Raw genomic sequence first — 25,598 nt, 5'->3', positions numbered from 1 at the left:
CAACGACGTGCAGAGACAGGTCATGGCGCTGGGCCCGGCCTATCCAGGCTGACGATTGTGCGCAATTTTACAATCCAGAGGGGAGTTTGCATAATGCCATCCACCCTTTTTGCCAGCCGTGCGCCACAACATGCCGCTATTTCAAACGCCCCCCTCCTCCATCTGCATCCTGCGGCTCTCCGCCATCGGGGATTGCTGCCACGCACTGGCGCTGGTGCGCATCATCCAGCGGGAGTGGCCACAGACCCGCATCACCTGGATCACCGGCAAAATCGAGGCAACCCTGTTTGCCGATCTGCCCGGGGTCGAGGTGATCCCCTTCGACAAGAGCAAGGGGTGGCGCGGCTATCGCGATCTCTGGCAGACCCTCAAGGGGCGCAAATTCGATGCCCTGCTCCACCTGCAGGCTGCGATGCGGGCCAGCATCGCTACTCTCGGCATCAAGGCCAAGGTCAAACTCGGGTTTGACAAGGAGCGCGCCAACGACGGCCAGTGGTTGTTCACCAACCACAAGGTGCCTTCGCCTGCCTCTCCCCACGTGCTGGACGGTTTCCTCGCCTTTGCCAAAGAGCTCGGCATCAAGGATCTGACCCCGGACTGGCAACTGCCCATCAGCGCCGAACATCAGGCATGGGCAAGGGAGAAGATTGGCGGTAAACCGACCCTGCTGATCTGCGCTGCCGCCAGCAAGGCGTTCAAGAACTGGACTGCCGCAGGCTATGCCGCGCTGGCGGATCACGCCGCCAGCAAGGGCTTTCAGGTCTATCTCTGTGGCGGGCCGGCCAAGCTGGAGCGGGATCTGGCCGCCGAGATCCGGCAACTCAGCCAGAGCAAGCCGGTAGATCTGGTGGGGCAGACCAACCTCAAGCAGCTGCTGGCGCTGATTGGCGAGGCGAGTCTGGTACTGGCCCCCGATACTGGCCCAACCCATATGGCCACCATAGTGGGCACGCCGGTCATCGGCCTCTATGCCCATCACAATCCCGCTCGCACCGGCCCATATCTCTGTCGCGACTACGTGGTCAGCGTCTATCAGGAGCTGGTCGAGCAGGAGACCGGCAAGCCGCTGGCCGAATTGAGCTGGCGCACCCGTCTCAAAGACCCGGAGGCCATGCGAAAAATCACCAGCGAGCAGGTGACCGCCGCGTTCGATCGGCTCTGTGCAGATCGTCAACTGCCGTAGTGACAGGGCACCTCGGGAATTCCGAGCCATCAGGCAGGGATAACCTGATAGCCTCTGCCCTCAGCCAAAGGCACAATGCAGGCTGATGTGGGTTACGCTCCCGCAGCAAGCTACGAATACTTTGATCGGCTGGAATATGATTCCGGCCGTTTTTTTATTCGCCGCATTCTGGTAAAATTCGCCGCCTTTACATCCTCCTGACTCAAGAATTTTCCGCGTTTTGCGTTTGGCTGTCTCCCTTTCGGGCACAAGACGGCGGTCTCTGCTACAACCAAAACAGCGGTTTCGATTAAAGGTAATAATATGGCGCAACAAGGCACTCTCTATATCATCTCTTCTCCGAGCGGCGCTGGTAAATCCAGTCTGCTCAATGCCTTGCTGACCCAACATAACGCTGCGGGCAAGATGCAGCTGTCGGTTTCCCACACCACGCGCGCCACCCGCCCGGGCGAAGAGCACGGCGTCCACTACCACTTCGTCCAGGTGGAAGAGTTCAAGGCGCTGATCGAGCGCGGTGATTTTCTGGAGTGGGCCGAAGTGTTCGGCAACTACTATGGCACCTCCCGCGCCGCCATCGAAGCCTGTCTGGCCAAGGGGATCGACGTATTCCTCGACATCGACTGGCAGGGTGCTCGCCAGATCCGCAAGCAGATGCCGACCAAATCCATTTTCATCCTGCCCCCCAGCCGCGAAGAGCTGGAACGCCGCCTGATTGGGCGCGGTCAGGACAGCGCCGAAGTGATTGCCGGCCGAATGGCGAAAGCCATTGCCGAAATGGTGCACTACGACGAGTATGACTATGTCATTATCAATGAAGACTTCGAGCAGGCGCTGTTCCAGCTCAGGTCCATTATTGAGTGCCAACGGCTGGAGATGCGTCACCAGCAACAAGCTCAAAAAAACTTGCTGCAACAGCTACTGGCAGAGTAAGCCAAAAACAAGTAAACTTTTGCGTCATTTTTAAACACTGCTTTTCTAAATACAGAAAGCCCAAACACTGGAGTCCTGCATGGCACGCGTTACTGTAGAAGATGCTGTAAAACAGGTAGGTAACCGTTTTGACCTGGTGCTGGTCGCCGCGCGCCGCGCTCGTCAAATCGCGGTACAAGGCAAAGATCCCCTGGTCGACGAAGAGAACGACAAGCCGACTGTGATCGCCCTGCGTGAGATCGAGCTGGGTCTGGTGAACAATCAAGTGATGGACACCCAGGACCGCTACGAACAGCAAGAGCAGGAAGCCGCCGAGCTGGCTGCCGTTGCTGCCATCGCCGAAGGCCGCGGTTAAGTTATTCCTCCGGTTGGCACCCGCCCGGGTGCCGACTGTTCATCCCCATTTACAACCGCTCGAAAACCTCGCAAACTCAGGGCTATACCCTCAATTCCACGAATTGCCGTTTCACCGCTGCGGGGACTGTCTTGTATTTATTTGAAAACCTTAAAGAAATAGCCAGTTCCTACCTGCCGCCAGAGCAGGTTGAGAAGCTCAAGCAAGCCTATGTGGTGGCCCGTGATGCCCACCAGGGTCAGATGCGTTCCAGTGGCGAACCCTATATCACCCACCCCGTAGCCGTTGCCCGGATCCTGGGTGACATGCGCCTCGATCATGAAACCCTGATGGCCGCCGTGCTGCACGACGTCATTGAAGACACCTCTGTCACCAAGGCCGATCTGGCCGAACAATTCGGCAATGCGGTTGCAGAACTGGTGGCCGGGGTCTCCAAGCTCGACAAGCTGAAGTTTCGCGATCGCAAAGAGGCGCAGGCCGAGAACTTCCGCAAGATGGTGATGGCAATGACCCAGGATATCCGGGTCATTCTGATCAAGCTGGCCGACCGCACCCACAACATGCGCACCCTGGGCTCCCTGCGCCCTGACAAACGCCGCCGCATCGCCCGGGAAACCCTCGAAATCTTCGCCCCCATCGCCAACCGCCTCGGTATTCACACCATGAAGAACGAGCTGGAAGAGCTGGGTTTCGAGGCGCTCTATCCCATGCGATCCCGCGTGTTGCGCGAATCAGTGCGCCGCGCCCGTGGCAATCGCCGCGAGATCATCGACTCCATCCAGAGCGAAATCAGCGGTCGCCTGAAGGAGGCGGGGATCGAGCATCAGGTCAGTGGCCGCGAGAAGAATCTCTTCTCCATCTACAACAAGATGGAGAAAAAAGAGCTGCAATTTCATGAGGTAATGGATATCTACGCCTTTCGTGTCAAGGTGAAGGACATAGATACCTGTTACCGGGTACTGGGGCAGATGCACAGCCTCTACAAGCCGCGCCCCGGCCGCTTCAAGGATTACATCGCCATCCCCAAGACCAACGGCTACCAGTCGCTGCACACCTCGCTGGTGGGGCCGCACGGGGTACCTGTCGAGGTACAGATCCGCACCGAATTCATGGATCAGATGGCCGATAAAGGGGTCGCCGCCCACTGGGCCTACAAGCAGGATGGCGACAGCTCGGGCACCACTGCCCAGATCCGCGCCCAGCGCTGGATGCAGAGCCTGCTGGAATTGCAGCAGAGCGCCGGCAGCTCGTTTGAATTTATCGAAGGGGTCAAGACCGACCTCTTCCCCGACGAGATCTACGTGTTCACGCCGGAAGGACGCATCATGGAGCTGCCCGCTGGCGCCACGCCGGTGGATTTTGCCTACACGGTGCACACCGACATCGGCCACGCCTGCGTCGGTTCGCGGGTCGACCGCCACCCCTACCCGCTCAGCAGCCCACTGCACTCGGGCCAGACGGTGGAGATCATCACGGCACCGGGGGCTCGCCCCAACGCGGCCTGGCTCAACTTCGTGGTGACCACCAAGGCACGCTCCAAGATCCGCCAGTTCCTCAAGAACCTGCGTACCGAAGAGTCGGTGGTGCTGGGTCGCCGCCTGCTCAACCATGCGCTGGGCGCCAAGAATATCGAAGACATCCCCGAGCCGCGCATCAAGCAGGTGCTCGCCGATACCAAGCATGAGAATCTGCAGGGACTGCTGGCCGATGTGGGCCTCGGCAACGCCATGAGTGTCATGGTGGCGCGCCGCATGCTGGGGGATGAACTGCCGCCGGAAGAGCAGCCCAAAACCAGCAGCAAGAAGATGCCGATCAAGGGTGCCGACGGCATGCTGGTCACCTTCGCCAACTGCTGCCGTCCGATCCCGGGGGATGCCATTATCGCCCACATCAGCCCGGGCAAGGGTCTGGTGATCCACCAAGAAGCCTGCCGCAACATCAAGGGCTACAGCAAGGAACCAGACAAGTACCTGCCGGTGCAGTGGGAAGTGGACAAGGAGCAGGAACAGGAGTTCCGCACCGGTATCAGCATCGAGATCGTCAACCATCAGGGTGCGCTGGCCGAGCTTGCCAACGTGATTGCCGCCACCGGCGCCAATATTCACGCCATCAGTACCGAAGAGAAGGATGGCCGGGTCTATCAGGTCAGCCTGCTCATCACCACCAAGAGCCGCATCCACCTGGCCAACATCATGCGCAAGATCCGCGTGATGCCCAACGTGCTCAAGGTGAGCCGACAGAAGAACTGAACACAGGCGGCGCAAGCCGCCTGCTGCTTTTATAGAGACAAGCCATGACCCCCGAACGCTTCAAGCGCATCACCGACATGCTGGCCCAGCGTCAGCTCGATTTGACCGTCTGCATGGAAGAGGTCCATAAACCTCACAATCTGGCCGCTATCGTGCGTACCGCCGATGCCATCGGCATCCACCGGGTACACGCCGTCTGGCCCAAAACCTGGATCCACAAACGCAAAGGCACCGCCCGCGGCAGCCAGAACTGGGTGGATGTAAAACTGCACCCGGATATCGGCACAGCCGTTGCCGAGCTGAAAGCTTCAGGCATGCAGATCCTGGCGACCCATCTATCTGACAGCTCGGTCGATTTTCGCGCCATCGACTACACCAAACCGACCGCCATTCTGGTGGGTCAGGAAAAGCACGGCATCGGTGAAGAGGCGCTGGCGCTGGCCGACCACCATATCGTCATTCCCATGGTCGGCATGGTGCAGTCCCTCAACGTCTCGGTGGCTGCTGCCGCCATCCTCTACGAAGCCCAGCGTCAGCGCGAGCTGGCCGGTTGCTATCAGCGCGGCTGCCCGCTCACGCTGGAGGAGCAGAACAGCATCCTGTTCGAGGGGGGTTATCCTATCTATGCCCAACTCTGCAAAGAGAAAGAGATGCCCTACCCCCAGCTCGGCCCGGCCGGTGAAATTCTGGCGGACGAAGAGTGGTGGCAGCGGATGCAGCTGACCCGCAAAGGGTGGGCGCAGCAGAGCGAGCAGGACGACCTACAGGAGGAGTGATGGAAAACCCTTTTGGCAGCTGGCTGGAATCGCAAATCATCCGGGATCACCTGACCAACCCGAACATAGAGGCCGGCGACTACAGCTACTACTCTGGCTACTACCACGGCAAGCCGTTCGAGGATCACTGCGTCCGCTACCTGCTCGGCGATGGCTCGACCCGCGACACCTGGGAGAGCGGCCTCTGGGGCGAGGTGGATCGGCTGATCATCGGCAAGTTCTGCTCCATCGGCTCGGGCGCCACCTTCATGCTGGCGGGCAATCAGGGCCACCGGCTGGATTGGGTCTCCACCTTCCCGTTCAACCCCGACACCTTTGGCGAAGGGGCCCGCAGCGGCTTTCTGCGCAAGGGGGACACCCGGATTGGCAACGATGTCTGGATCGGCTCGGAAGCGATGATCATGCCCGGCATCACCATAGGTGATGGCGCCGTCATCGCCACCCGCGCCGTGGTGACCAAAGATGTGGCCCCTTACACCATAGTCGGCGGCAACCCGGCCCAACCAATCCGCCGTCGCTTCAGCGATGAGCAGATCCTCATGCTGCAAGAGATGCAGTGGTGGGACTGGCCCTTGCCCCGCTTGCAAGCCAGCATGGCGCTGCTCTGCTCGGGGGATATCGCCGCCCTTTATCACCATTGGCAACAGGAGTGTGCCTGATGAAACCCCTCTCTCTTTCCCTGTTGGCCCTGACCCTGTTTTCTGCCGGAGCCCTTGCCGTGACCAATACCTATCAGCTCACCAGCGAAGCCGATGTACCCAGCCTCTACCAGCAAACCCTGCCCGACTTCTGGCGCCAGCATGCGGTGGAAGGAGAGTTCAAGGGCAAGGATGGGGTGACCATCCGCTATGCCGCGCTGCGGCAAGCCAAGGTCGATCGCGCCATCCTCATCGTCAATGGCCGAGTCGAAAGCTACCTCAAGTATCAGGAGCTGGCGTGGGATCTCTGGCGTCAGGGCTACAGCCTCTATCTCATCGACCATCGCGGTCAGGGGATGTCCGACCGGATGCTGAATGACCCGCAGAAGGGATATGTCGACCAGTTCGACGATTATGTGGTCGATCTCAAGCAATTTCACGACCAGATAATCATGGCGGACCAGCCTGCCAAGCTGTTCCTGCTGGCCCACTCCATGGGCGGCGCCATCTCGGCCCGCTATCTGGAACGCTGGCCCGATGATATCAAGGCGGCCGTGCTCTCTTCCCCTATGCTGGGCATCAATCTCGGCGGTCTGCCCAAGTGGCTGGCCAAGGGATTGGCGAGCACCATAGGCACGGTCGGCGGCTGGATTGGCGAACCTCCCTACGGCCCAGGTCAGGGCGCCTATCAGGATCACGGCTTTGCCGATAACGAGCTGACTCACAGCCAGTCCCGCTATCAGGCGTTCCGCCAGCTCTACGAACAGCACCCGCAGATCAAGCTGGGTGGCGCGACCGCCCACTGGATTTATCAGGGGATCACTGGTGCCGATGCTGCCATCGCCGATGCAGGCGCCATCAAAACCCCGCTGCTGGTGCTGCAGGCTGGCAGCGACAGCGTGGTGGACAATGCCGCGCAGGAACGCTTCTGCACCATTGCCAAGTGCGAAGGTGGCAAACCACTGCGCATAGAAGGTGCCTGGCACGAGCTGTTTATTGAATCCGATGACAAGCGCCAGCCCGCCCTGACCGCGATGGTCGACTTTTTCGCCCGCTTCTGAGCTGGCTATTTTTTGTAACCCTAAATAAATGGGGTGACACTGCGGGCTAAGGTAAACTGCCCCTGTTTTCAATCGATGCCGAGGTAATGATGTTCAAGGTAGTTGTATCCGATCTCGATGGCACTCTGCTCAACAAGCAGCACCAGATCTCTCCCCGTACCCGGGATACCCTGCACCGCCTGGTAGAACAAGGTGTGAAATTCGTGGTCGCCACCGGCCGTCATCACGTTGACGTACGCAGCTTCCGCGATGCGCTGGGGATGGACATCTACCTCATTACTTCCAATGGCGCCGTGGTCCATGACAAACAGGATCAGCTGATTTTCAACCAGCCGCTGCCGACCGAGATCGCCGCCGAACTGATTGCGCTGGAGCGCGACCCCTCTATCCACCTCAATGTCTATCAGGGTGATGACTGGGTGGTGGAAGAGGAGCTGCCCTGGCTGCTGCAGTTCCACGACGAGTCGGGGTTCACCTACCGTCTGGTCGATGACCTGAAACAGGAACCGAAAGAGCAGATCAACAAGGTGTTCTACATCGGCGACCACGAGAAACTGCTGAAGATCGAGGCGCACCTCAACCAACGCTACGGCGACCAGCTCAACGTCACCTTCTCATTGCCAGACTGCCTCGAAGTGATGCACGCCGGGGTGCACAAGGGTAATGCGGTGCGTGCCGTGCTGGAGCAGAACGGGTTCGATATGTCGGAGGCGATCGCCTTCGGCGATGGCATGAACGACTTCGAGATGTTGACCATGGTGGGACGCGGCATCGTGATGGGCAACGCCCATGACCGCCTGAAAATGGCGCTGCCGGAGTACGAGCAGACCCTCACCTCTGACGAAGATGGCGTCGCCGTCTATCTGGAGAAGCTGTTCGAGCTGGAGAGCGTCAGCGCAGCCTGATCCTCTTCATCCCGACATTCGATTCAACAAAGCCTCACCATGTGAGGCTTTGTTTTTTCAGGGTCTCCAGCCAGGGATTGGGCCGCTGCCAGCTGAAGCTCTGGTTCGCACCGCCGTAGCATTCAGCCAGCCGCAGCGGCGTGCCGGGGGTATGGCGTCGCCCGGCCACATCGAGGCAGCGGGAAACCTTGCTGTTGAAAAGCCTGTCTTTCTGCCACTCCCACTGCGCCTGACCGTCACAGGGTGCCAGCATCACTTCGCTGTCGTTTTTGGCTTGCAAACAGAGATCCTGCAGGCGCAACTCACCCAGATCCCACTCGAACAGTTGATCGTCTTTTCCGCTGCAAGGTTGTGCCAACACCTTCTGTTGGGACACAGCAACGCAAAAATCACCGCTGGTCAGCAAGGGGGAGAGAGAACGCTCCTCCTGCGGTTGTGATGCAATGGAGCCCATCATCACATCGGTGGATGGCGGCTTGATGGTACAGCCACCCAGCAGCAAGGCAGCCAGCAGGGTGGGAGAGCAAGCAAAGGAAATTTTGTTATTCATGGAAAAATGCCTGAAATGGGCCGATGACATCCGGTTGTCAGTGACTCGAGGCTGAAGCATAACCGAAAGGCAGGGCGCGCTGCCCAAATAGAGTGTAAACAGACGTAACAGGGAGAGAGTGCTGGCGCAGCGGAGGCCAGAAAGCAAAAAACCTCGCCGAAGCGAGGTTTTTCTAAATGTGGTCGGTGATAAAGGATTCGAACCTTTGACCCTCTGGTCCCAAACCAGATGCGCTACCGGACTGCGCTAATCACCGAGGCTATTTCTTTCAAAATAGTTTACTTCAAAAAAACAAAGACGACCTGATGGTCATCCTCGTCATACAGCAAGTATGGTGCGAAGAGAGGGACTCGAACCCTCACACCCGGGGGGCACTAACACCTGAAGCTAGCGCGTCTACCAATTCCGCCACCTTCGCGTACCTGACAAGCTGTAAAATGGGGTGGCTGATGGGGCTCGAACCCACGACAACCGGAATCACAATCCGGGACTCTACCAACTGAGCTACAGCCACCACAGCTGTTTTCGTTCCACAACAACGCCCGTTTAACCGACGCACTTTTGATGGTGCGCCCGACAGGATTCGAACCTGTGACCTCTGCCTCCGGAGGGCAGCGCTCTATCCAGCTGAGCTACGGGCGCTACGCTGTCGAACGGGGCGCATTATTAATGATGGTTGCTGGTTTGTCTACACTTTTCTGTCACTGAAACACTGTTCGTTGTTTTTTCAAGCACATTGCGCACTTTTCTTCCACTATTCCCCTGCTGCCAGCCGAAAAGGGGCAGATCGCAGTCGCAAATCGCCTTGCTGCCTTGACTTGATTTGATGCCCATCTAGAATGAATGAACGTTCATTCAATCGAAAGTCACACTGATGATTCTGGATAAAAAAGAGAGCATCTTCAACGCGGCCCATGAGGTGCTGGGTGAACGGGGTTTTCATGGCCTGTCGATTGCAGAAGTCGCCAAGAAGGCCAATGTTGCCACCGGCACCATCTATCGCTACTTCGGCGACAAGGATGATCTGATCCGGCAACTGCACCAGCACACTATCTTGCAGTGTGTGCCCATGGTCATGGCCGATGTAGCAATCGATAAAGTTTCATTTCAACAATTTCGCCAATTATGGCTCAATATTCATGCCATTTTTGTTAACGAACCCAACGCTATCCGGTGCAAATTGCAGTACGAGAGCTCTCCGCTAGGGGCAGAATTGGAGACCAATCCTGTCATTCTGGCCGCCTGGGAGCCTCTGGACCGATTTTTTGAACAGGGCGTTGAACAAGGATTGTTTATTGATTTACCGATACGTGCACTCCAGGTGTTGAGTCTGGACAGTGTCATGCATCTGGCCCTGCAGTGCAGGGTGCACAACATCACGCTGACCGAATCGCAGTTGGAAACCGCGATCCGGGCCAGCTGGAATGCCATTTTATCCCCCAATCTTTCCACCTCAGGAGCCTGTTCATGAAAAAGTGGATGGCCATTATGTTGCTGATAGCGATCGCCTTGTTTGGCAGCGTCATCGGCTTCAATTTGTTCAAACAGAAGATGATTGCCCAATACATGGCCAACCGGCCGGAGCCCGAGTTCCCTGTCACCGCCATGGTGACCAAGGCGCAGGATTGGGTACCGACCATCGAAGCGATCGGCTTCATCGAGCCGAATCAGGGGGTGACCCTCTCCACCGAACTGGCCGGCACCATTGACGCCATCACCTTCGAGTCGGGTAAACCGGTCAAAGCAGACCAGCTGCTGCTGAGCCTGGACTCCACCGTGGAGCGGGCCAATCTGCGGGCCTCCCAGGCCAAGCTGCCGGCGGCAAAAGCCAAGTTCGATCGTTTCCAGAACCTCTACAAGACCAGCTCCATCTCCAAAGAGCAGCTGGATGAGGCTGAAGCGGCCTATCGCTCACTGGAAGCGGATATCGAGAGTCTGAAGGCGACCATTGCCCGTCGTGAAGTCCGTGCGCCCTTTAGCGGCGTGGTCGGCCTGCGCAATGTGTTCCTCGGTCAGTATCTGCAGCCGGGCACAGATATCGTGCGCCTGGAAGATACCAGCGTGATGCGCCTGCGCTTCACCGTGCCCCAGACCGATATCTCCAAAATCAAGCTGGGCCAGACCATCAAGATCAATGTGGATGCCTATCCGCAAACCCAGTTTGACGGTCATATCACCGCCATCGAGCCTGCGGTCAACTTCCAGAGCGGCCTGATCCAGGTACAGGCAGACATTCCGAACAACGACGGTCAGCTGCGTTCCGGTATGTTCGCCCGCGCCAGCATCATTCTGCCGACGGTGAAAGATCAGATCGTGATCCCGCAAACCGCTATCTCCTTCACCCTTTACGGTCAGAACGTCTATGTGCTCAAAGAGGGCGAAGAGACCGACAAAGAGGGTAACAAGGTGAAAGTACTGCGAGCCAAGCAGGTTGTGGTCAAGGCGGGTGAGCGCCGTGGCAACGATGTGCATGTGCTCTCCGGCATCCAGGCCGGTGACCAGATCGTACTGTCGGGTCAGGTTCGCCTGAGCAACGACACCAAGGTGCATGTGGTCGAGAACGATGCCCTGGCCGTTCCGGCACAAACCCCGATGCTGTAAGCGCGGAGATCTGCGATGCGATTTACTGACATATTTATAAAACGGCCTGTGCTGGCGATCTCGCTCAGTTTCCTGATCGCCTTGCTGGGCTTTCAGGCCATCTTCAAGATGCAGGTACGGGAATACCCCGAGGTGACCAACACGGTGATCACCGTCAGCACTGGCTACTATGGCGCCAGTTCTGATCTGATCCAGGGGTTCATCACCCAACCGCTGGAACAGGCGGTCGCGCAAGCCGACAACATCGACTTCATGACCTCCTCCAGCCAGCTGGGCAGCTCCACCATCACTGCGTACATGAAGCTCAACACCGACCCCAACGCCGCGCTGTCCGACATCCTGGCGAAGGTGAACTCGGTGCGATCCCAGTTGCCGAAAGAGGCGGAAGACCCGTCGGTCACCTCCTCCACCGGTTCAACCACGGCGGTGCTCTACCTCGGCTTTACCAGCCCGGAGCTCAATTCCAGCCAGATCACCGACTATCTGGAGCGGGTTATCAAGCCGCAGCTCTTTACTGTCGGCGGGGTCTCCAAGGTTGACCTCTACGGCGGTGTCGAGTTTGCCCTGCGGGTATGGCTGGATCCAGCCAAGATGGCGGCCTTCAACCTGACTGCCAGCGACGTGATGACGGTGCTCAACAGCAACAACTATCAGTCCGCGACAGGTCAGGCGACCGGTTACTTCACCCTGTTCAACGGCAACGCCGAGACCCAGGTCAAGGATGTCGACGAGCTGAAGCGTCTGGTCGTTGCTACCCGTGACGGCAAGGTGATCCGCCTTTCCGACATTGCCAAGGTGACCCTCGAGAAGAGCCACGACATCTATCGCGCCAGCGCCAACGGCCGCGAAGCAGTGGTCATGGCGGTCAACGCCGCGCCGACAGCCAACCCCATCAACATCGCCCACGATGTGCTGGCGTTGCTGCCGAGCCTTGAGCGCAATATGCCGAGCACCATGCGCCTCAACGTGATGTATGACTCAACAGTGGCGATCAACGAGTCCATCCACGAGGTTATCAAGACCATCCTGGAGGCTGCCGCCATCGTTCTGGTGGTCATCACCCTGTTCCTCGGTTCGTTCCGCGCGGTCATCATTCCGATCATCACCATTCCGCTCAGTCTTATCGGCGTAGTGATGATGATGGATATGTTCGGCTTCTCGATAAACCTGATGACCCTGCTGGCGATGGTGCTGGCGATCGGTCTGGTGGTGGATGACGCCATCGTGGTGCTGGAGAACGTCGACCGTCATATCAAGGAGGGGGAAGAACCCTTCCGGGCCGCCATTATCGGTACCCGTGAAATTGCGGTGCCGGTTATCGCCATGACGGTTACTCTGGCGGCGGTATACGCCCCTATCGCCCTGATGGGTGGTATCACAGGCTCCCTGTTTAAGGAGTTTGCCCTGACGCTGGCTGGCGCCGTGTTCGTCTCGGGCATCATCGCCCTGACTCTGTCCCCGATGATGTGTTCCAAGATGCTCAAGGCCAACGAGCAGCCGGGCAAGTTCGAGAGCACAGTCCACCACCTGCTGGAGCGGATGACCGATCGCTACGACAGCATGCTGCACGCCGTGATGAAAAAGCGCCCCGTTATCGTGGTGTTCGCCGTCATCGTCTTCGCCAGCCTGCCGTTGCTGTTCAAGTTCATCCCGAGCGAACTGGCACCGTCAGAGGACAAGGGGGTAATGGCCGTGCTGGGTACCGCACCGTCCAACGCCAACCTGGACTACATCGAAAACACCATGGCGGATGTGAACAAGATCCTGGACGACCAGCCCGAGATCGCCTTCTCCCAGGTCTTCTCCGGGGTGTTCAACGCCAACCAGGCGTTCGGTATCGCCTCCATGGTGCCCTGGAGCCAGCGTGAAGCGAGCCAGAAAGAGGTGCTGGACCGGGTCGCCAATCTGGTGAAAGACATCCCGGGTATGGCTATCACCACCTTCCAGTTCCCGGAACTGCCGGGTGCATCGAGTGGTCTGCCGATCCAGTTCGTCATCACCACCCCGAACAGCTTCGAAAGCCTGTTCCTGGTGGCCGGTGAAATTCTTGCAGCGGCGCAGAGTAACGGTCAGTTCGTCTATTCGGATCTCGATCTGAACTACGACTCCGCCACCATGAAGATCCGCATCGACAAGGACAAGGCGGGTGCCTACGGCATCACCATGCAGGATATCGGTATCACCATGGGCACCATGATGGCGGACGGTTACGTCAACCGTATCGACCTGGATGGCCGCTCCTACGAGGTGATCCCGCAGGTCGAGCGCAAGTACCGTCTCAATCCGGAGTCCATCAAGGGCTATTACGTGCGGGCCGCCGACGGCAAGTCGATCCCGCTCGGCAGCCTGATCAGCATTGAAGTGGTTGGCGAGCCCCGCGCCCTGCCCCACTTCAACCAGCTGAACTCCGCCACCATCGGCGCCGTTCCGGCTCCGGGCGTGGCCATGGGTGATGCGATCAACTGGTTCCAGACCACCGCCGACGAGAAGCTGCCGCAAGGCTATCGTTACGACTTCATGGGTGAAGCCCGTCAGTTCGTCACCGAAGGCAATGCGCTCTATGCCACCTTCGCGCTGGCACTGGCCATCATCTTCCTGGTGCTGGCAATCCAGTTCGAGTCGGTGCGTGACCCGCTGGTCATCATGGTCTCTGTACCGCTCGCCATTAGCGGGGCCTTGATTGCCCTTGCATGGGGTATGGCGACCATGAACATCTACTCCCAGGTGGGCCTCATCACCCTGGTGGGTCTGATTACCAAGCACGGTATCCTGATCTGTGAAGTAGCAAAGGAAGAGCAGCTGCTGCGCGGCATGAACCGGATGGAAGCCGTGATGCAAGCCGCCAAGGTGCGTCTGCGCCCGATCCTGATGACCACTGCCGCCATGATTGCCGGTCTGATCCCGCTGCTCTACGCCGCTGGTGCCGGTGCAGCACAGCGTTTCAGCATTGGTATCGTCATCGTGGCAGGTCTTGCCATCGGTACCCTGTTCACCCTGTTCGTGCTGCCGGTGATCTACACCTATCTGGCTTCCGAGCACAAACCCTTGCCGGTATTCGATGAAACCATTCCGCCCAAAGCAAACGGCGGACATTAATCATCAATGACATGCAAAGGCCCCGTATCGGGGCCTTTTTTATGCTTCGCAGGAAAGACGACATAAGTGCATGAAGCAGTTAAACTAAAAAACACCACATCCAGACCGCAAGGACGCCATGTCAGGACTCTTCTCCAAGACCGCCAGGGCCGTAGGCCGCAACGGACTCTCATATCGCCTGCTCTCCTACATTCTGGTCTGCAGTACCGTATTGGCGATGATCATTACGGCGCTGCAACTCGCGTGGGATTACCGCAAGGATGTCGCCGTCATCGAAGACAGCATCGGCCAGATCGAGGCTTCGTTCCTGCAACCCATCGCCGCCAGCTTGTGGAACCTGGATGAAGAGCAGGTCAAAGTGCAAATTGAAGGGATCATGAACCTGCCCAACATGCAGTTCGTGATGGTCAAGGAGATGCTCGGCAACTCCGAAGTCCCGCTGCTGACCCAGGGGGTCGAGCGGGAAAGCTATGATATCTCCCGCGAATTCAACCTCACCTATCAGGGTGAAATCGTCGGCAAGCTGTTCGTTGCCGCCTCTCTCGAGCAGATCTACCAGCGCCTCATCGAAAAATCGGTGCTGATCATGGTCAGCCAGACCATCAAGACCCTGGTGGTCTCATTTTGCATCCTGATCATCATTTACTATCTGGTGGTCAGGCACATCAACCGCATCGCTAACTACGCCCAGAAGTTCAACCTCGATCGGCTCGACATGGCACTGGAGCTGGAAGGCCGCCCGCAGCCACGCAAGAAACCCGATGAGCTGGATACCCTGGTATCCACCCTCAACCAGATGCGCACCCGGCTACGTGACGAGCTGGTTGCCCGCCATCAGGCGGTGGAACAGCTGCAAAAGGAGCGGGACTTCTCCGCCACCCTGATCAACTCCGCCAACATGGTCATCTGCTGTATGGAGCCGGATCTCACCATCGCCAGCATCAACCCGGCAGCCATCCTGCTGACCGGCTACCACCAGCAGGAGCTGTTGCAACACAACTGGCTGGATCTTTTTGTCAGCCCGGCGCAACGGGAAGAGCTGAACGATATTCTGGCAGCGGAAGGTTCACTGGCGGACAAAGAGGTCATCATGCATGACCAGCAGGCTCATGAGCTGGTACTGCAGTGGACCTTCGTACCCTTCTACGATGGTCCCAACCTCAAGTACCAGATCGGCTTCGGCTACGACATCACCCAGCTGAAAAAGGTCGAGCGGGAGATAATCCAGCTCAACGAGCAGCTGGAAGGCAAGGTGGTGGAGCGTACCCGCAGCCTGAGCGAAGCCAACAACCAACTGGGCAAGGCGTACGACGACCTGAAACAGGCCCAGCAAACCCTGGTGGAGTCGGAGAAGATGGCCTCCCTCGGCTCGCTGGTGGCCGGGGTGGCACACGAGATCAATACCCCCATCGGCATCAGCGTGACCGCCTCCTCCTACCTGCAGGAGCGGGTCGCCGATTTCAAATCTCATATAGAGTCAAAACAGCTGTCGCGCTCCTATCTCAACGAGTTCACCGTCAACCTCGACGAGTCGATGCAACTGCTGCAGAGCAACCTGCGGCGCGCCTCCGAGCTGATCGCCAGCTTCAAACAGGTGGCTGTCGACCAGTCATCGGAAGCACGCTACAACTTCAGCCTCGCCGACAACCTCCATCAGGTGGTGGTCTCGCTTGGCCACAAACTGAAGAAGAGCCAGTGCGAAGTGGATATCCAGTGCGATCCCAAGCTGTCGATCTTCTCCTTCCCGGGCAGCTTTACCCAGATCTACTCGAACCTGATCCTCAACTCCATCAACCACGGGTTCGACAGCTGGGACAAACCGAAGAAGATCACCATCAAGGTGGAACAGCAGGGAGAAGAGCTGTTTATCGACTACTCGGACAACGGCCGCGGCATCCCGCCCGAAATCTTGCCGCGCATCTTCGATCCCTTCGTCACCTCCAAGCGGGGTCAGGGGGGCAGCGGTCTGGGCACCCACATCATCTACAACCTGGTGGTGCAACTGCTGAAAGGCCGTATCAGCTGTGCCAGCGAACCGGGCCAGGGCGCCCAGTTCCATATTCGCCTGCCGATCCAACATAACTGAGCGCTGGCTCTTGTGAGCCAGCCGCTTTATCCCCATCATGCTGTGATTGCATTCTTAATGAGCGGAGAACCTCGCAATGGCACAGCATTTTGACTATATCGCCATCGGCGGCGGCAGCGGCGGTATTGCTTCTGCCAACCGGGCTGCCATGTACGGTAAGAAAGTTGCCCTGATTGAAGCCAAAGAGTTGGGTGGAACCTGCGTCAACGTAGGCTGCGTACCGAAGAAGGCCATGTGGTATGCAGGCCAGATCGCCGATGCCCTGAAATATGGCGCCGACTACGGCTTTGACACCACCCTCAACCACTTCAACTGGGCCAAGCTGGTCGAGTCCCGCCAGGCCTACATAGGCCGCATTCACCAGTCCTATCAGAACGTGCTGGGCAAGAACCAGATCACCGTCATCAAGGGCTTCGCCCGCTTCGTCAGCAGCAACACCATCGAGGTCAATGGCGAGCACTACACGGCCGATCACATCCTGATCGCCACCGGTGGCCGCCCGGAAATTCCGGCGATCCCGGGTGCCGAGCTGGGTATCGACTCCGACGGTTTCTTCGATCTGCAAAGCCAACCCAAGCGGGTTGCCGTAGTGGGTGCGGGCTACATCGCAGTCGAGATCGCAGGGGTGATGCAGGCGCTCGGCTCAGAGACCCATCTGGTGGTGCGCAAGCACGCGCCGCTGCGCAACTTCGACCCCATGATCCACGAGACACTGGTCGAAATCATGGCGCAGGAAGGGCCCAAGCTGCACACCCACGCCATTCCCAAAGCCGTGCTCAAGAACGCTGACAACAGCCTGACCCTGCAACTGGAAGATGGTCGCCACCTCACCGTCGACTGCCTGATCTGGGCCATCGGCCGGGTACCGGCTACCGACAACCTGAATCTTGCCGCCGCAGGCATCGCGCTGGACGAGAAGGGCTTTATCCCGACCGACAAGTTCCAGAACACTACTGTCGCCAACATCTATGCTGTCGGTGACAACACGGGTCGCATCCAGCTCACCCCGGTAGCCGTCGCTGCGGGCCGTCGTCTCTCCGAACGGCTGTTCAACAACAAGCCGAACGAGCACCTCAACTACGATCTGGTACCGACCGTGGTGTTCAGCCACCCGCCCATCGGCACCATAGGCCTGACCGAACCGGAAGCCATCGCCGAATACGGCGAGGACCAGGTGAAGGTCTACCGCAGCCAGTTCACCGCCATGTACTCTGCGCTGACCCAGCATCGCCAGCCCACCCGGATGAAGCTGGTCTGCGTCGGCCCGGAAGAGAAGGTGGTCGGTTTGCACGGTATCGGCTTTGCGATGGACGAGATCCTGCAAGGTTTCGGCGTCGCCATGAAGATGGGTGCCACCAAGGCTGATTTCGACAACTGCGTGGCGATCCATCCGACCAGTGCAGAAGAGTTCGTCACTATGCGTTAAGGGCAGATGAAGTTGGCCTGTCATTATCAGGCCAACTTCAACAACTGCGTTCCCATGCCTCATCCCACCAGCGCTGAAGAGTTCGTAACAATGCGATAGGTACGTTTGAAGTTGACCTTTCACGAGGAGCCGGCTTCGACAACCATCTAACCCCTTCTCCCAAACCCGGCTCAGGCCGGGTTTTTTGATCCCTCCGCCATTTCTCTCGCAGATCCGTCGTTCTTTACGCCGATTTTACGCCTGCCACATGGCGCTTTATGGCGCCTTTACGCCTGTTTTACATACCCTTTTCAGCGTCAATGACACCAACAGAGTCGATATGGTCTTACATCGGCTCTCGCAGCTAATTATCTCAATGGAGTCGATATGAATTGGCTATATCTGCTGCTCGTCCTCGCCTTGATGGCCTATCTGATGCGCGCACTCACGCGCAGTCACGAGTGAGGGACTACCTATATGCAGCAAGAAATTATCTACCCGGTGGCCAGCAAACTGCCGAGCCTCGTGAGCAATCCAATGCGTGCCCTGACGCACCGTGACCACGAGTGAGGAACTAGAACATGTGGCAAGAAATAATCTATCCGGTGGCCTTCGTGCTGCTGGTTCTGCTACCAGCACCGCTGCTGGGCAACTACATCTACCGGGTATTTGAAGGCAAAATCCGCTGGTTGGCACCGGTCGAGCGCGCCACGCTGGCTTGCTGTGGCACCGATGGACGGGAGCAGGACTGGAAGTCCTACGCCCTCAGCCTGCTGGCCTTCAACGGCGCCGGTTTCGGTCTGCTGTTCCTGATCCTGATGGCTCAGGGGTTGCTGCCCCTCAACCCGCAACAACTGCCGGGTCTGAGCTGGCAACTGGCATTCAACACCGCGGTCAGCTTTATGACCAACACCAACTGGCAAGCCTATTCCGGTGAGGCCAGCCTCTCCTACTTCAGCCAGATGGTGGGCCTGACCACCCAGAACTTCGTCTCCGCAGGGACGGGCGCCGCCGTCGCCATTGCCCTGTTCCGCGGTATCGCCCGTCAGCAGACCATCAACCTTGGCAACTTCTGGCAGGATCTGGTGCGTTTCTGCCTCTATGTGCTGCTGCCCATCGCGCTGATCATGGCGCTGGTGCTGGTATGGCAAGGTGTGCCGCAAAGCCTCTCCGCCTATCTGTCGTTCCACGGTGTGGAAGGTCAGGAGCAGCTGCTGCCCCTCGGCCCGGCGGCCTCGCAGATCGCCATCAAGCAGCTTGGCTCCAACGGCGGCGGCTTCTTCGGCATCAACTCGGCACATCCGTTCGAGAACCCGACAGCCCTCTCCAACTGGCTGGAGATGGTCGCCCTGCTCACCATCGCCGCCGCCATGGTCTTTACTCTGGGCCGCTATGTGAAGGACATGGCCCACAGCCGCGCCATTCTCGGTGCCATGACCCTCATGCTGGTGCTGGGGCTCTTCGTCTCCCTCTCCCAGGAGCTGAAACCGGATCCCGCCCTCGCCCAGCTCACTACTGACGCCAGCAACATGGCTGGCAACTGGGAAGGCAAGGAGAGCCGCTTCGGCCCTGTGCTCTCCAGCATCTGGGAAGTGGCGACTACTGCCGCCTCCAACGGTGCCGTCAACGCCATGCACGACAGCTTTACTCCGCTCGGCGGCATGGTGGGCATGATCAACATGCTGCTGGGTGAGGTCATCTTCGGCGGGGTCGGCTCCGGTATCTACGGCATGATGCTGTTCGTGCTTCTGACCGTGTTCCTGTGCGGCCTGATGGTGGGACGTACCCCGACCTATCTGGGCAAACGCCTCGGCATCACCGAAATGAAGTGGGTCGTCGCCAGCATGCTGGTCATGCCGGTGGGGGTTTTGGTGATCGGTGGTGTCACCCTGCTGATGCCGGATGCCAGCAGCATCATCGGCCATGATGGCCCGCACGGTCTGTCACGCCTCATCTATGCCTATGCCTCGGCTGCCGGCAACAACGGCTCCGCCTTCGCCGGTTTTGCCGCCGGTGACAACTGGCAGTGCATCGCCATCGGTCTGGCCATGCTGCTCGGTCGCTTCGGCTACATCATTCCGGTACTGGCCATCGCCGGTCAGCTGGCCCGCGCGCCCCGTCAGGAGACGAGCGTAGGGGACTTCCCCATCAGCGGCCCGCTGTTCGTTACCCTGCTGATCATCACCGTCCTGCTGATAGGTGGCCTCTCCTTCCTGCCGGTGCTGGCACTGGGCCCGGTGGCCGAACATCTGAGTCTGATCGGAGGTGCATTCTGATGAACCAGACCCTTTCGATCACCATCCGGATGCCAATGGCCAACTATCTGATGCTGGGAGCTTTCCAATGAGCAAGTCCACTGCAATGAGCACCGACACCATGTTGGTGAAGGGCAAAAAACAGAAATCACAGATCATCCAGGCAATGGTTGAGGCCCTCTATCGCTTCAATCCCAAGGCGCTGTTTGGCAGCCCCATCCTGTTCACCCTCTGGCTGGCCGCAGTCATGGCGACCGTGGAGTCCCTGCTGGGGCAGCCTTTCTCCGGCGTCGCCCCCTCGCTGGCCTGGCAGCTGACCGCCTGGCTCTGGCTGACCCTCTGGTTTGCCAACTTCGCGGAAACCCTGGCCGAGGGGCGCGGCAAGGCCCGCGCCGACAGCCTGAAAGCGGGCATGAGCCAGCTCAAGGCCCGCCGGGTGGCTAACGCAAAAGATGGTCAGGGCGAATGGGTACCCGCCACCAGCCTGATGAAGGGGGATCTGGTGCTGGTACGCAGCGGCGAGATGATCCCGGCCGACGGCGAAGTGATCGCCGGTATCGCCTCGGTCAACGAGGCGGCCATCACCGGCGAATCCGCCCCCGTCATCCGCGAGTCGGGTACCGACCGCAGCGGCGTGACCGGCAACACAACTGTGGTTTCCGACGAGATCTGGGTGCGCGTCAGCAACAATCCGGGCGAAAGTACGCTGGATCGGATGATTGCACTGGTGGAAGGGGCCAAGCGCCAGAAGACCCCCAACGAGATGGCGCTCGACGCCCTGCTGGTGGGGCTGACCCTAATCTTCCTGTTGGTGGTCGCCACCCTGCCCTGGTTCCTCGACTACAACGGCACCCAGGTCCCGCGTCTCTACCTGATCGCTCTCTTTATCACTCTGATCCCGACCACCATCGGCGGCCTGCTCTCCGCCATCGGCATTGCCGGTATGGATCGACTGGTGAAGCTGAACGTCATCGCCAAGTCTGGCCGTGCCGTGGAAGCGGCCGGTGACGTGCGCACCCTGCTGTTGGACAAGACCGGCACCATCACCTTCGGCAACCGGATGGCCGACGAGTTGATCCCGGCCCCCGGCGTCGACCCTGCCCTGCTGGCACAAGCGGCCATGCTGGCCTCGCTGGGTGACAACACCCCAGAGGGCAAATCCATCCTGACTCTGGCCAGCAAGAGCATGGCCAAGCCTAGCCAGCTGGAGAGCGACAAGGTGATCCCCTTCAGCGCCGAGACTCGCCTGAGCGGACTGGATCGCAACGGTCATCAATATCGCAAGGGGGCAGTGGATGCCGTGTTGAACTACCTCAGCCTCGACCGCAAGGCGGTGCCTGAGCTGGTGCTCAAGTCAGTCGACAGCATCGCCCGTCAGGGTGGTACCCCGCTGCTGGTCTGTACCCATGAGCAACTGCTGGGAGTGGTCTACCTCAAGGACATCATCAAGCCCGGTATCAAGGCTCGCTTCCAGATCCTGCGCCATATGGGGATCCGCACCGTGATGATCACCGGTGACAACCCGAAAACGGCTGCCGCCATCGCCGCCGAAGCCGGGGTGGATGACTTCATCGCCGAAGCGACGCCAGAGAAGAAGCTCGCCTATATCCGGCAGGAGCAGGCCGATGGCCGTCTGGTCGCCATGTGCGGTGATGGCGCCAACGATGCGCCCGCACTGGCGCAGGCTGACGTGGGGCTGGCCATGAACGAGGGTACCCAGGCCGCCAAGGAGGCGGGCAATCTGGTGGATCTCGACTCCAACCCCACCAAGCTGCTGGATGTGGTGCTGGTCGGCAAACAGCTGCTGGTGACCCGTGGCGCCCTGACCACCTTCTCCATCGCCAACGACGTGGCCAAGTACTTTGCCATCCTGCCGGCCCTGTTCATCGCCGCCTACCCGCAACTGGGGGCGCTGAACCTGATGCAGCTGGGCAGCCCGCAGAGCGCCATCCTGTCGGCCATCATCTTCAACGCCCTGATCATTGTGGCGCTGGTGCCGCTAGCGCTACGTGGTGTCGACCTGAAAGGCTCGGCCGCCAGCCTGCTGCGCCGCAACCTGCTGATCTACGGTGTCGGCGGCCTGCTGGTGCCGTTTATCGGCATCAAGCTGATTGATCTGGTCATTACCGGCCTGGGTCTGGTGTAACGACATAACCGGGATGCGGGTCAGACCCGCATCCCCAACCATCCTTTTGGAGCAAGAGAATCATGATAGCAATCAGAACCCTGTTGACCCTGACCCTGCTGCTGGGAGTGGGTTATCCGCTGGCCGTCACCGGGCTGGCCCAACTGCTGTTCCCCTGGCAGGCCAACGGCAGCCAGCTGACCGACAGCAAGCAGCAACTGATCGGTAGCGCCCTGCTGGGGCAGAAATTCGAGCGGGCTGACTACTTCCATCCCCGTCCCTCCGCCAGCGATTTCAACACCATAGGCGGCAGCGCCAGCAATCTGGGGATGAGCTCACCGCTGCGGGCAGAGTTTGCCGAACAAGCAGCCAAGGCTCAGCCTGGAACCAGCTCCCCCGCCATGCTGACCCGCTCCGCCTCCGGCCTCGATCCCCACCTGCCGCTGGATGCGGTGCTGGCTCAGGTCGACCGCGTCGCCAAAGAACGTGGACTGGATCCCGCCCAACTGACGGAGCAGGTCAAGTCGGCCACACAAGCTGGTATCCTTGGCCCGCAGGTGGTCAACATTCTCCAGCTGAATCTGCAACTGGAGCATCAAAAGGGCGCCTGATGGCGCCCATTCCGGTTTGGTGATGACCTCGATTTTCGCAACGGGCGGTTGGCTCGATAGGGATAACAATGGCTGATGTAGCAAGCGCTGATGCCCTGCTGACGAGTCTGATGCAGGAGCATGGGGATGCGTGATGAGGTAAGGGCCGACGCCCTGCTGGCGAGCCTGGAACAGGAGCACAAGGGCAAGCTGAAGGTGTTTCTCGGCGCCGCTCCCGGCGTCGGCAAGACCTACGCCATGTTGCAGGCGGTGCGGGAACAGGCCAAAGAGGGGGTCGACATCCTGATCGGCGTGGTGGAGACCCATGGCCGTCAGGAGACCCTGGCTCTGCTCGACAAGCTCGCCATCATGCCGCGCAAGATCCACATGCACCGCCAGCAGCGACTGGAGGAGATGGATCTCGACGGCCTGCTCGCCCGCAAACCGGCCATCGCCGTGGTGGACGAGCTGGCCCACAGCAACGCCCCCGGCAGCCGCCACGAGAAGCGCTGGCAGGATGTGGAGGAGCTGCTCAACGCCGGGATCGACGTCTACACCACCCTCAACGTGCAGCATCTGGAGAGCCTCAACGATCTGGTGTGGCAGCTGACCGGGGTCAGGGTGAAAGAGACTCTGCCCGATCAGGTGCTACTGGAAGCCGACAGTCTGGTGCTGATCGACCTGCCCCCCAAGGAGCTGCTCGGCCGCCTCAAGGAGGGCAAGGTCTATGTTCCCCATCAGGCCAAGGCTGCATTGCAATCCTTCTTCTCCCTCAACAACCTCACCGCATTGCGGGAGCTGGCGATGCAGACTGCCGCCAGCCATGTGGAGGGCGATCTGCAACTGCAGTGGCAGGCAGCAGGCAAGAGCACCTTGCCGCTGCGGGGCAAGTTGATGGTTTGCCTCGGCGACCTGCACGGCTCGGCACTGGTGCGCTACGGCCACCGCTTTGCCCAGCGCCGCCAACTCCCCTGGCTGGTGGTGCATGTCGACAGCAATGGCCGCCGCTCTGCCGATGTGGAGCAGGCGCTGGCGCTCGCCTCCCACCTCGGCGCCAAGGTGCTGACGCTATCCAGCCCGGCGGTCGCCAACACCCTGCTGGAGACCGCCGAACAGCAGCAGGTCTCCCAGCTGCTGCTCGGCAAACCCCACAAGGCGCCGTGGCGTCGCTCGCTGGTGCAACACCTGCTCAAGCAGGCTCAGGGGCTCGAAATCACGCTGGTCGATACCGAGAAGCAGAAGCCCGAAGTAGGGATGCGCGTCCCGACCCCGAAGGATATTCACCACAGCCTGCTGGCGGTGACCATCATGGGGATCACCTCGGCCGCCGCCTGGGGGCTCTCCTACTGGCTGCCCCCCGCAGCGTTACCGCTCATCTTCGTGCTGGGGGTGCTGGCGACGGCCCTCACCACCAGTCTGGTACCCGCCACGCTGGCGGCTGTGCTGGGCTTTATCGCCCACAATCTGCTCTTCACCGCCCCCTACTTCTCCCTGAGCGTCGCCAACCACAGCGATCTGCTCACCCTGTTTGTGCTGCTTATCGTCGGCATGACCGCGGGGCGGCTCGCCTCCCGCCAGCGGCAACAGCTGATCGGTCTGCGCGAGACCCAGCAGCTGGGCAATGCCCTGCTCTCCCTCAGTCAGGGGCTGGCCACTGCCAGCAGCCCGGAGGAGGTTTTGAGACAAGGTGCCCAGGCCATTTCACTGGCGCTCGGCCAGCCGACCGTGGTGATCGACAAGGAATTCAACGACAGGCTCGGCAACGAGAAGCACAGGCCAGGCCAGACCGACAAGGCGGCCATCGACTGGTGTCTGGCCCAGAAGCAGAGCGCCGGAGCCCACACCGCAACTCTCAATGCCGCCGAAGCCCAGTATCACCACCTCAGCGATGATCTGGTGATCGGCATAACGCTGGCCAATCCGCTCTCCTCCTCTGCCGAACACCAGCTACAAGCGCTGCTCACCGACATTCGCGCCGCGCTGGCGCGGATCGACCTCAACGAGCGGCTGGCCGACAGTCAGTTGCAAGCGGAGACCGACCGGATGCGCGCCGCCCTGCTCTCCTCGGTCTCCCACGATTTGAAGACACCGCTGGCCACCATCATGGGGGCTGGCAGCACCCTGCTGGAATATGGTGACCGGATCCCCGCCGAAGACCGTGACGAACTGCTCCACTCGGTGCAGGAGGAGGCGCGCCGCCTGCACAGCTATGTGCAGAATCTGCTGGATATGACCCGCATCGGCTCCCCCGACTTCCAGCTGAAACGAGACTGGGTCGATCTGGCGGATCTGGTGGAGAGCGCCCGTAAGCGGCTCGACTCCTCCTGGCGCCAGCACAAGCTGCGGGTCCATTTCGATCAGCATGTGCCCCAGCTCTATGTGCACGGCGCCCTGATCGAGCAGGTGCTGGTCAATATCCTCGACAACGCCTCTCGCTACTCGCCGGCAGGCACCCCCATCGAGTTCAAGGTAATGGTGGCCGAACCCGACCTCATCATCGACATCATCGATATCGGGGTCGGTATCGCCGAATCGGATCGGGAGAAGATCTTCAACCTCTTCTACACCCAGCCGGTGGGCGATTGCGGTAGCCGTGGCACCGGACTTGGCCTCGCCATTTCCCGCGCTATGATAGAGGCCCACGGCGGCAAGATTTGGGCCTTCTCCGGCCCCAATGGCAACGGAACCTGCATGCGCATCTCCCTGCCGCTCGCTCTCAATTCACCGGAGGTCTGATGGCTGACCGCCAGATCGGGTCACTCAGCCCCTCCCACCATTCGCCTCTGGAGGTTC

At 59.7% G+C, this 25,598-nt stretch carries 18 protein-coding genes and 4 tRNA genes; 17 read left to right on the top strand and 5 right to left on the bottom strand.

Annotation, left to right across the window (positions count from 1 at the left end; translation table 11 throughout):
• Positions 1–130: 130 nt before the first annotated feature.
• The 8 genes from BN1139_RS10160 (at position 131) to BN1139_RS10120 (ending at position 8,097) form a co-directional block, all read left to right on the top strand.
• Complete coding sequence (locus BN1139_RS10160; RefSeq protein ID WP_005355742.1) at positions 131–1,183, top strand: glycosyltransferase family 9 protein; 1,053 nt, start codon at positions 131–133, stop codon at positions 1,181–1,183.
• Positions 1,184–1,486: 303 nt separating this feature from the next.
• Complete coding sequence (gene gmk / locus BN1139_RS10150; RefSeq protein WP_005355743.1) at positions 1,487–2,113, top strand: guanylate kinase; 627 nt, start codon at positions 1,487–1,489, stop codon at positions 2,111–2,113.
• 79 nt (positions 2,114–2,192) lie between these two features.
• On the top strand, positions 2,193–2,468 hold the full coding sequence (rpoZ, locus tag BN1139_RS10145) for a DNA-directed RNA polymerase subunit omega (RefSeq protein WP_005307060.1): 276 nt from the start codon (positions 2,193–2,195) through the stop codon (positions 2,466–2,468).
• 131 nt (positions 2,469–2,599) lie between these two features.
• Positions 2,600–4,717, top strand: coding sequence for a bifunctional GTP diphosphokinase/guanosine-3',5'-bis pyrophosphate 3'-pyrophosphohydrolase (spoT, locus tag BN1139_RS10140; RefSeq protein ID WP_005339255.1), 2,118 nt, complete (start codon positions 2,600–2,602; stop codon positions 4,715–4,717).
• Between the two features lie 44 nt (positions 4,718–4,761).
• Positions 4,762–5,493: a tRNA (guanosine(18)-2'-O)-methyltransferase TrmH gene (gene trmH / locus BN1139_RS10135; protein WP_005355744.1), complete on the top strand. Its 732-nt coding sequence runs from the start codon at positions 4,762–4,764 to the stop codon at positions 5,491–5,493.
• On the top strand, positions 5,493–6,152 hold the full coding sequence (locus tag BN1139_RS10130; RefSeq protein WP_005355745.1) for a CatB-related O-acetyltransferase: 660 nt from the start codon (positions 5,493–5,495) through the stop codon (positions 6,150–6,152). The genes trmH and BN1139_RS10130 overlap by 1 nt, the downstream gene beginning before the upstream one ends.
• Positions 6,152–7,192: an alpha/beta fold hydrolase gene (locus BN1139_RS10125; RefSeq protein ID WP_005355747.1), complete on the top strand. Its 1,041-nt coding sequence runs from the start codon at positions 6,152–6,154 to the stop codon at positions 7,190–7,192. The genes BN1139_RS10130 and BN1139_RS10125 overlap by 1 nt, the downstream gene beginning before the upstream one ends.
• An 89-nt stretch (positions 7,193–7,281) precedes the next feature.
• Positions 7,282–8,097, top strand: a complete 816-nt coding sequence (locus tag BN1139_RS10120; protein WP_005339262.1) for a Cof-type HAD-IIB family hydrolase — start codon at positions 7,282–7,284, stop codon at positions 8,095–8,097.
• A 34-nt stretch (positions 8,098–8,131) separates the two neighbouring features.
• Here BN1139_RS10120 and BN1139_RS10115 read toward each other — a convergent pair whose 3' ends face one another.
• The 5 genes from BN1139_RS10115 to BN1139_RS10095 form a co-directional block, all read right to left on the bottom strand.
• Positions 8,132–8,647 (bottom strand): ricin-type beta-trefoil lectin domain protein, encoded by a 516-nt coding sequence (locus tag BN1139_RS10115; protein ID WP_005355750.1) that lies wholly within the window; start codon positions 8,645–8,647, stop codon positions 8,132–8,134.
• A 179-nt stretch (positions 8,648–8,826) separates the two neighbouring features.
• Positions 8,827–8,903 (bottom strand) — tRNA-Pro (locus BN1139_RS10110).
• Between the two features lie 76 nt (positions 8,904–8,979).
• Positions 8,980–9,065, bottom strand: a tRNA-Leu gene (locus tag BN1139_RS10105).
• Between the two features lie 20 nt (positions 9,066–9,085).
• Positions 9,086–9,161 (bottom strand) — tRNA-His (locus BN1139_RS10100).
• A gap of 51 nt (positions 9,162–9,212) precedes the next feature.
• Positions 9,213–9,289, bottom strand: a tRNA-Arg gene (locus BN1139_RS10095).
• A 232-nt stretch (positions 9,290–9,521) separates the two neighbouring features.
• Between BN1139_RS10095 and BN1139_RS10090 the strand changes: the two genes are divergently transcribed.
• The 9 genes from BN1139_RS10090 (at position 9,522) to BN1139_RS10050 (ending at position 25,541) form a co-directional block, all read left to right on the top strand.
• Positions 9,522–10,118 carry a TetR/AcrR family transcriptional regulator gene (locus tag BN1139_RS10090; protein WP_005339267.1) on the top strand — a complete coding sequence of 199 codons (597 nt, stop codon included), beginning with the start codon at positions 9,522–9,524 and terminating at the stop codon, positions 10,116–10,118.
• Complete coding sequence (locus BN1139_RS10085; RefSeq protein WP_005355753.1) at positions 10,115–11,248, top strand: efflux RND transporter periplasmic adaptor subunit; 1,134 nt, start codon at positions 10,115–10,117, stop codon at positions 11,246–11,248. Before BN1139_RS10090 ends, BN1139_RS10085 begins: the two co-directional genes overlap by 4 nt.
• Positions 11,249–11,263: 15 nt before the next feature.
• Entirely contained in the window at positions 11,264–14,344 is a 3,081-nt protein-coding gene (locus BN1139_RS10080; protein WP_005355755.1) for a multidrug efflux RND transporter permease subunit, read from the top strand.
• 118 nt (positions 14,345–14,462) lie between these two features.
• Entirely contained in the window at positions 14,463–16,430 is a 1,968-nt protein-coding gene (locus BN1139_RS10075) for an ATP-binding protein (RefSeq protein ID WP_005355757.1), read from the top strand.
• A 76-nt stretch (positions 16,431–16,506) separates the two neighbouring features.
• The gene (gorA, locus tag BN1139_RS10070) at positions 16,507–17,856 is read left to right on the top strand and encodes a glutathione-disulfide reductase (RefSeq protein ID WP_005355760.1); all 1,350 of its coding nucleotides are present in this window, start codon (positions 16,507–16,509) and stop codon (positions 17,854–17,856) included.
• Positions 17,857–18,416: 560 nt separating this feature from the next.
• Positions 18,417–20,111, top strand: a complete 1,695-nt coding sequence (kdpA, locus tag BN1139_RS10065; protein ID WP_013723346.1) for a potassium-transporting ATPase subunit KdpA — start codon at positions 18,417–18,419, stop codon at positions 20,109–20,111.
• Positions 20,112–20,178: 67 nt separating this feature from the next.
• Positions 20,179–22,236, top strand: coding sequence for a potassium-transporting ATPase subunit KdpB (gene kdpB / locus BN1139_RS10060; protein ID WP_041915395.1), 2,058 nt, complete (start codon positions 20,179–20,181; stop codon positions 22,234–22,236).
• 62 nt (positions 22,237–22,298) lie between these two features.
• Positions 22,299–22,826, top strand: a complete 528-nt coding sequence (locus tag BN1139_RS10055) for a potassium-transporting ATPase subunit C (protein WP_013723344.1) — start codon at positions 22,299–22,301, stop codon at positions 22,824–22,826.
• Positions 22,827–22,952: 126 nt separating this feature from the next.
• Entirely contained in the window at positions 22,953–25,541 is a 2,589-nt protein-coding gene (locus BN1139_RS10050) for a sensor histidine kinase (protein ID WP_013723343.1), read from the top strand.
• Positions 25,542–25,598 lie beyond the last annotated feature (57 nt).

The organism is Aeromonas veronii bv. veronii, assembly GCF_000820225.1.
In the GTDB taxonomy this organism is placed as follows: domain Bacteria; phylum Pseudomonadota; class Gammaproteobacteria; order Enterobacterales; family Aeromonadaceae; genus Aeromonas; species Aeromonas veronii.
Note: the sequence above shows the minus strand (reverse complement) of the source record. Positions and strands in the feature narration are given on the sequence as shown.

Bases quoted from the DNA above. Each gene is read 5' to 3' on its own strand.
- BN1139_RS10160 (WP_005355742.1), top strand. From the start codon at position 131: ATGCCGCTATTTCAAACGCCCCCCTCCTCCATCTGCATCCTGCGGCTC.
- gmk (WP_005355743.1), top strand. From the start codon at position 1,487: ATGGCGCAACAAGGCACTCTCTATATCATCTCTTCTCCGAGCGGCGCT.
- rpoZ (WP_005307060.1), top strand. From the start codon at position 2,193: ATGGCACGCGTTACTGTAGAAGATGCTGTAAAACAGGTAGGTAACCGT.
- trmH (WP_005355744.1), top strand. From the start codon at position 4,762: ATGACCCCCGAACGCTTCAAGCGCATCACCGACATGCTGGCCCAGCGT.
- BN1139_RS10130 (WP_005355745.1), top strand. From the start codon at position 5,493: ATGGAAAACCCTTTTGGCAGCTGGCTGGAATCGCAAATCATCCGGGAT.
- BN1139_RS10125 (WP_005355747.1), top strand. From the start codon at position 6,152: ATGAAACCCCTCTCTCTTTCCCTGTTGGCCCTGACCCTGTTTTCTGCC.
- BN1139_RS10120 (WP_005339262.1), top strand. From the start codon at position 7,282: ATGTTCAAGGTAGTTGTATCCGATCTCGATGGCACTCTGCTCAACAAG.
- BN1139_RS10115 (WP_005355750.1), bottom strand. From the start codon at position 8,647: ATGAATAACAAAATTTCCTTTGCTTGCTCTCCCACCCTGCTGGCTGCC.
- BN1139_RS10090 (WP_005339267.1), top strand. From the start codon at position 9,522: ATGATTCTGGATAAAAAAGAGAGCATCTTCAACGCGGCCCATGAGGTG.
- BN1139_RS10085 (WP_005355753.1), top strand. From the start codon at position 10,115: ATGAAAAAGTGGATGGCCATTATGTTGCTGATAGCGATCGCCTTGTTT.
- BN1139_RS10080 (WP_005355755.1), top strand. From the start codon at position 11,264: ATGCGATTTACTGACATATTTATAAAACGGCCTGTGCTGGCGATCTCG.
- BN1139_RS10075 (WP_005355757.1), top strand. From the start codon at position 14,463: ATGTCAGGACTCTTCTCCAAGACCGCCAGGGCCGTAGGCCGCAACGGA.
- gorA (WP_005355760.1), top strand. From the start codon at position 16,507: ATGGCACAGCATTTTGACTATATCGCCATCGGCGGCGGCAGCGGCGGT.
- kdpA (WP_013723346.1), top strand. From the start codon at position 18,417: ATGTGGCAAGAAATAATCTATCCGGTGGCCTTCGTGCTGCTGGTTCTG.
- kdpB (WP_041915395.1), top strand. From the start codon at position 20,179: ATGAGCAAGTCCACTGCAATGAGCACCGACACCATGTTGGTGAAGGGC.
- BN1139_RS10055 (WP_013723344.1), top strand. From the start codon at position 22,299: ATGATAGCAATCAGAACCCTGTTGACCCTGACCCTGCTGCTGGGAGTG.
- BN1139_RS10050 (WP_013723343.1), top strand. From the start codon at position 22,953: ATGCGTGATGAGGTAAGGGCCGACGCCCTGCTGGCGAGCCTGGAACAG.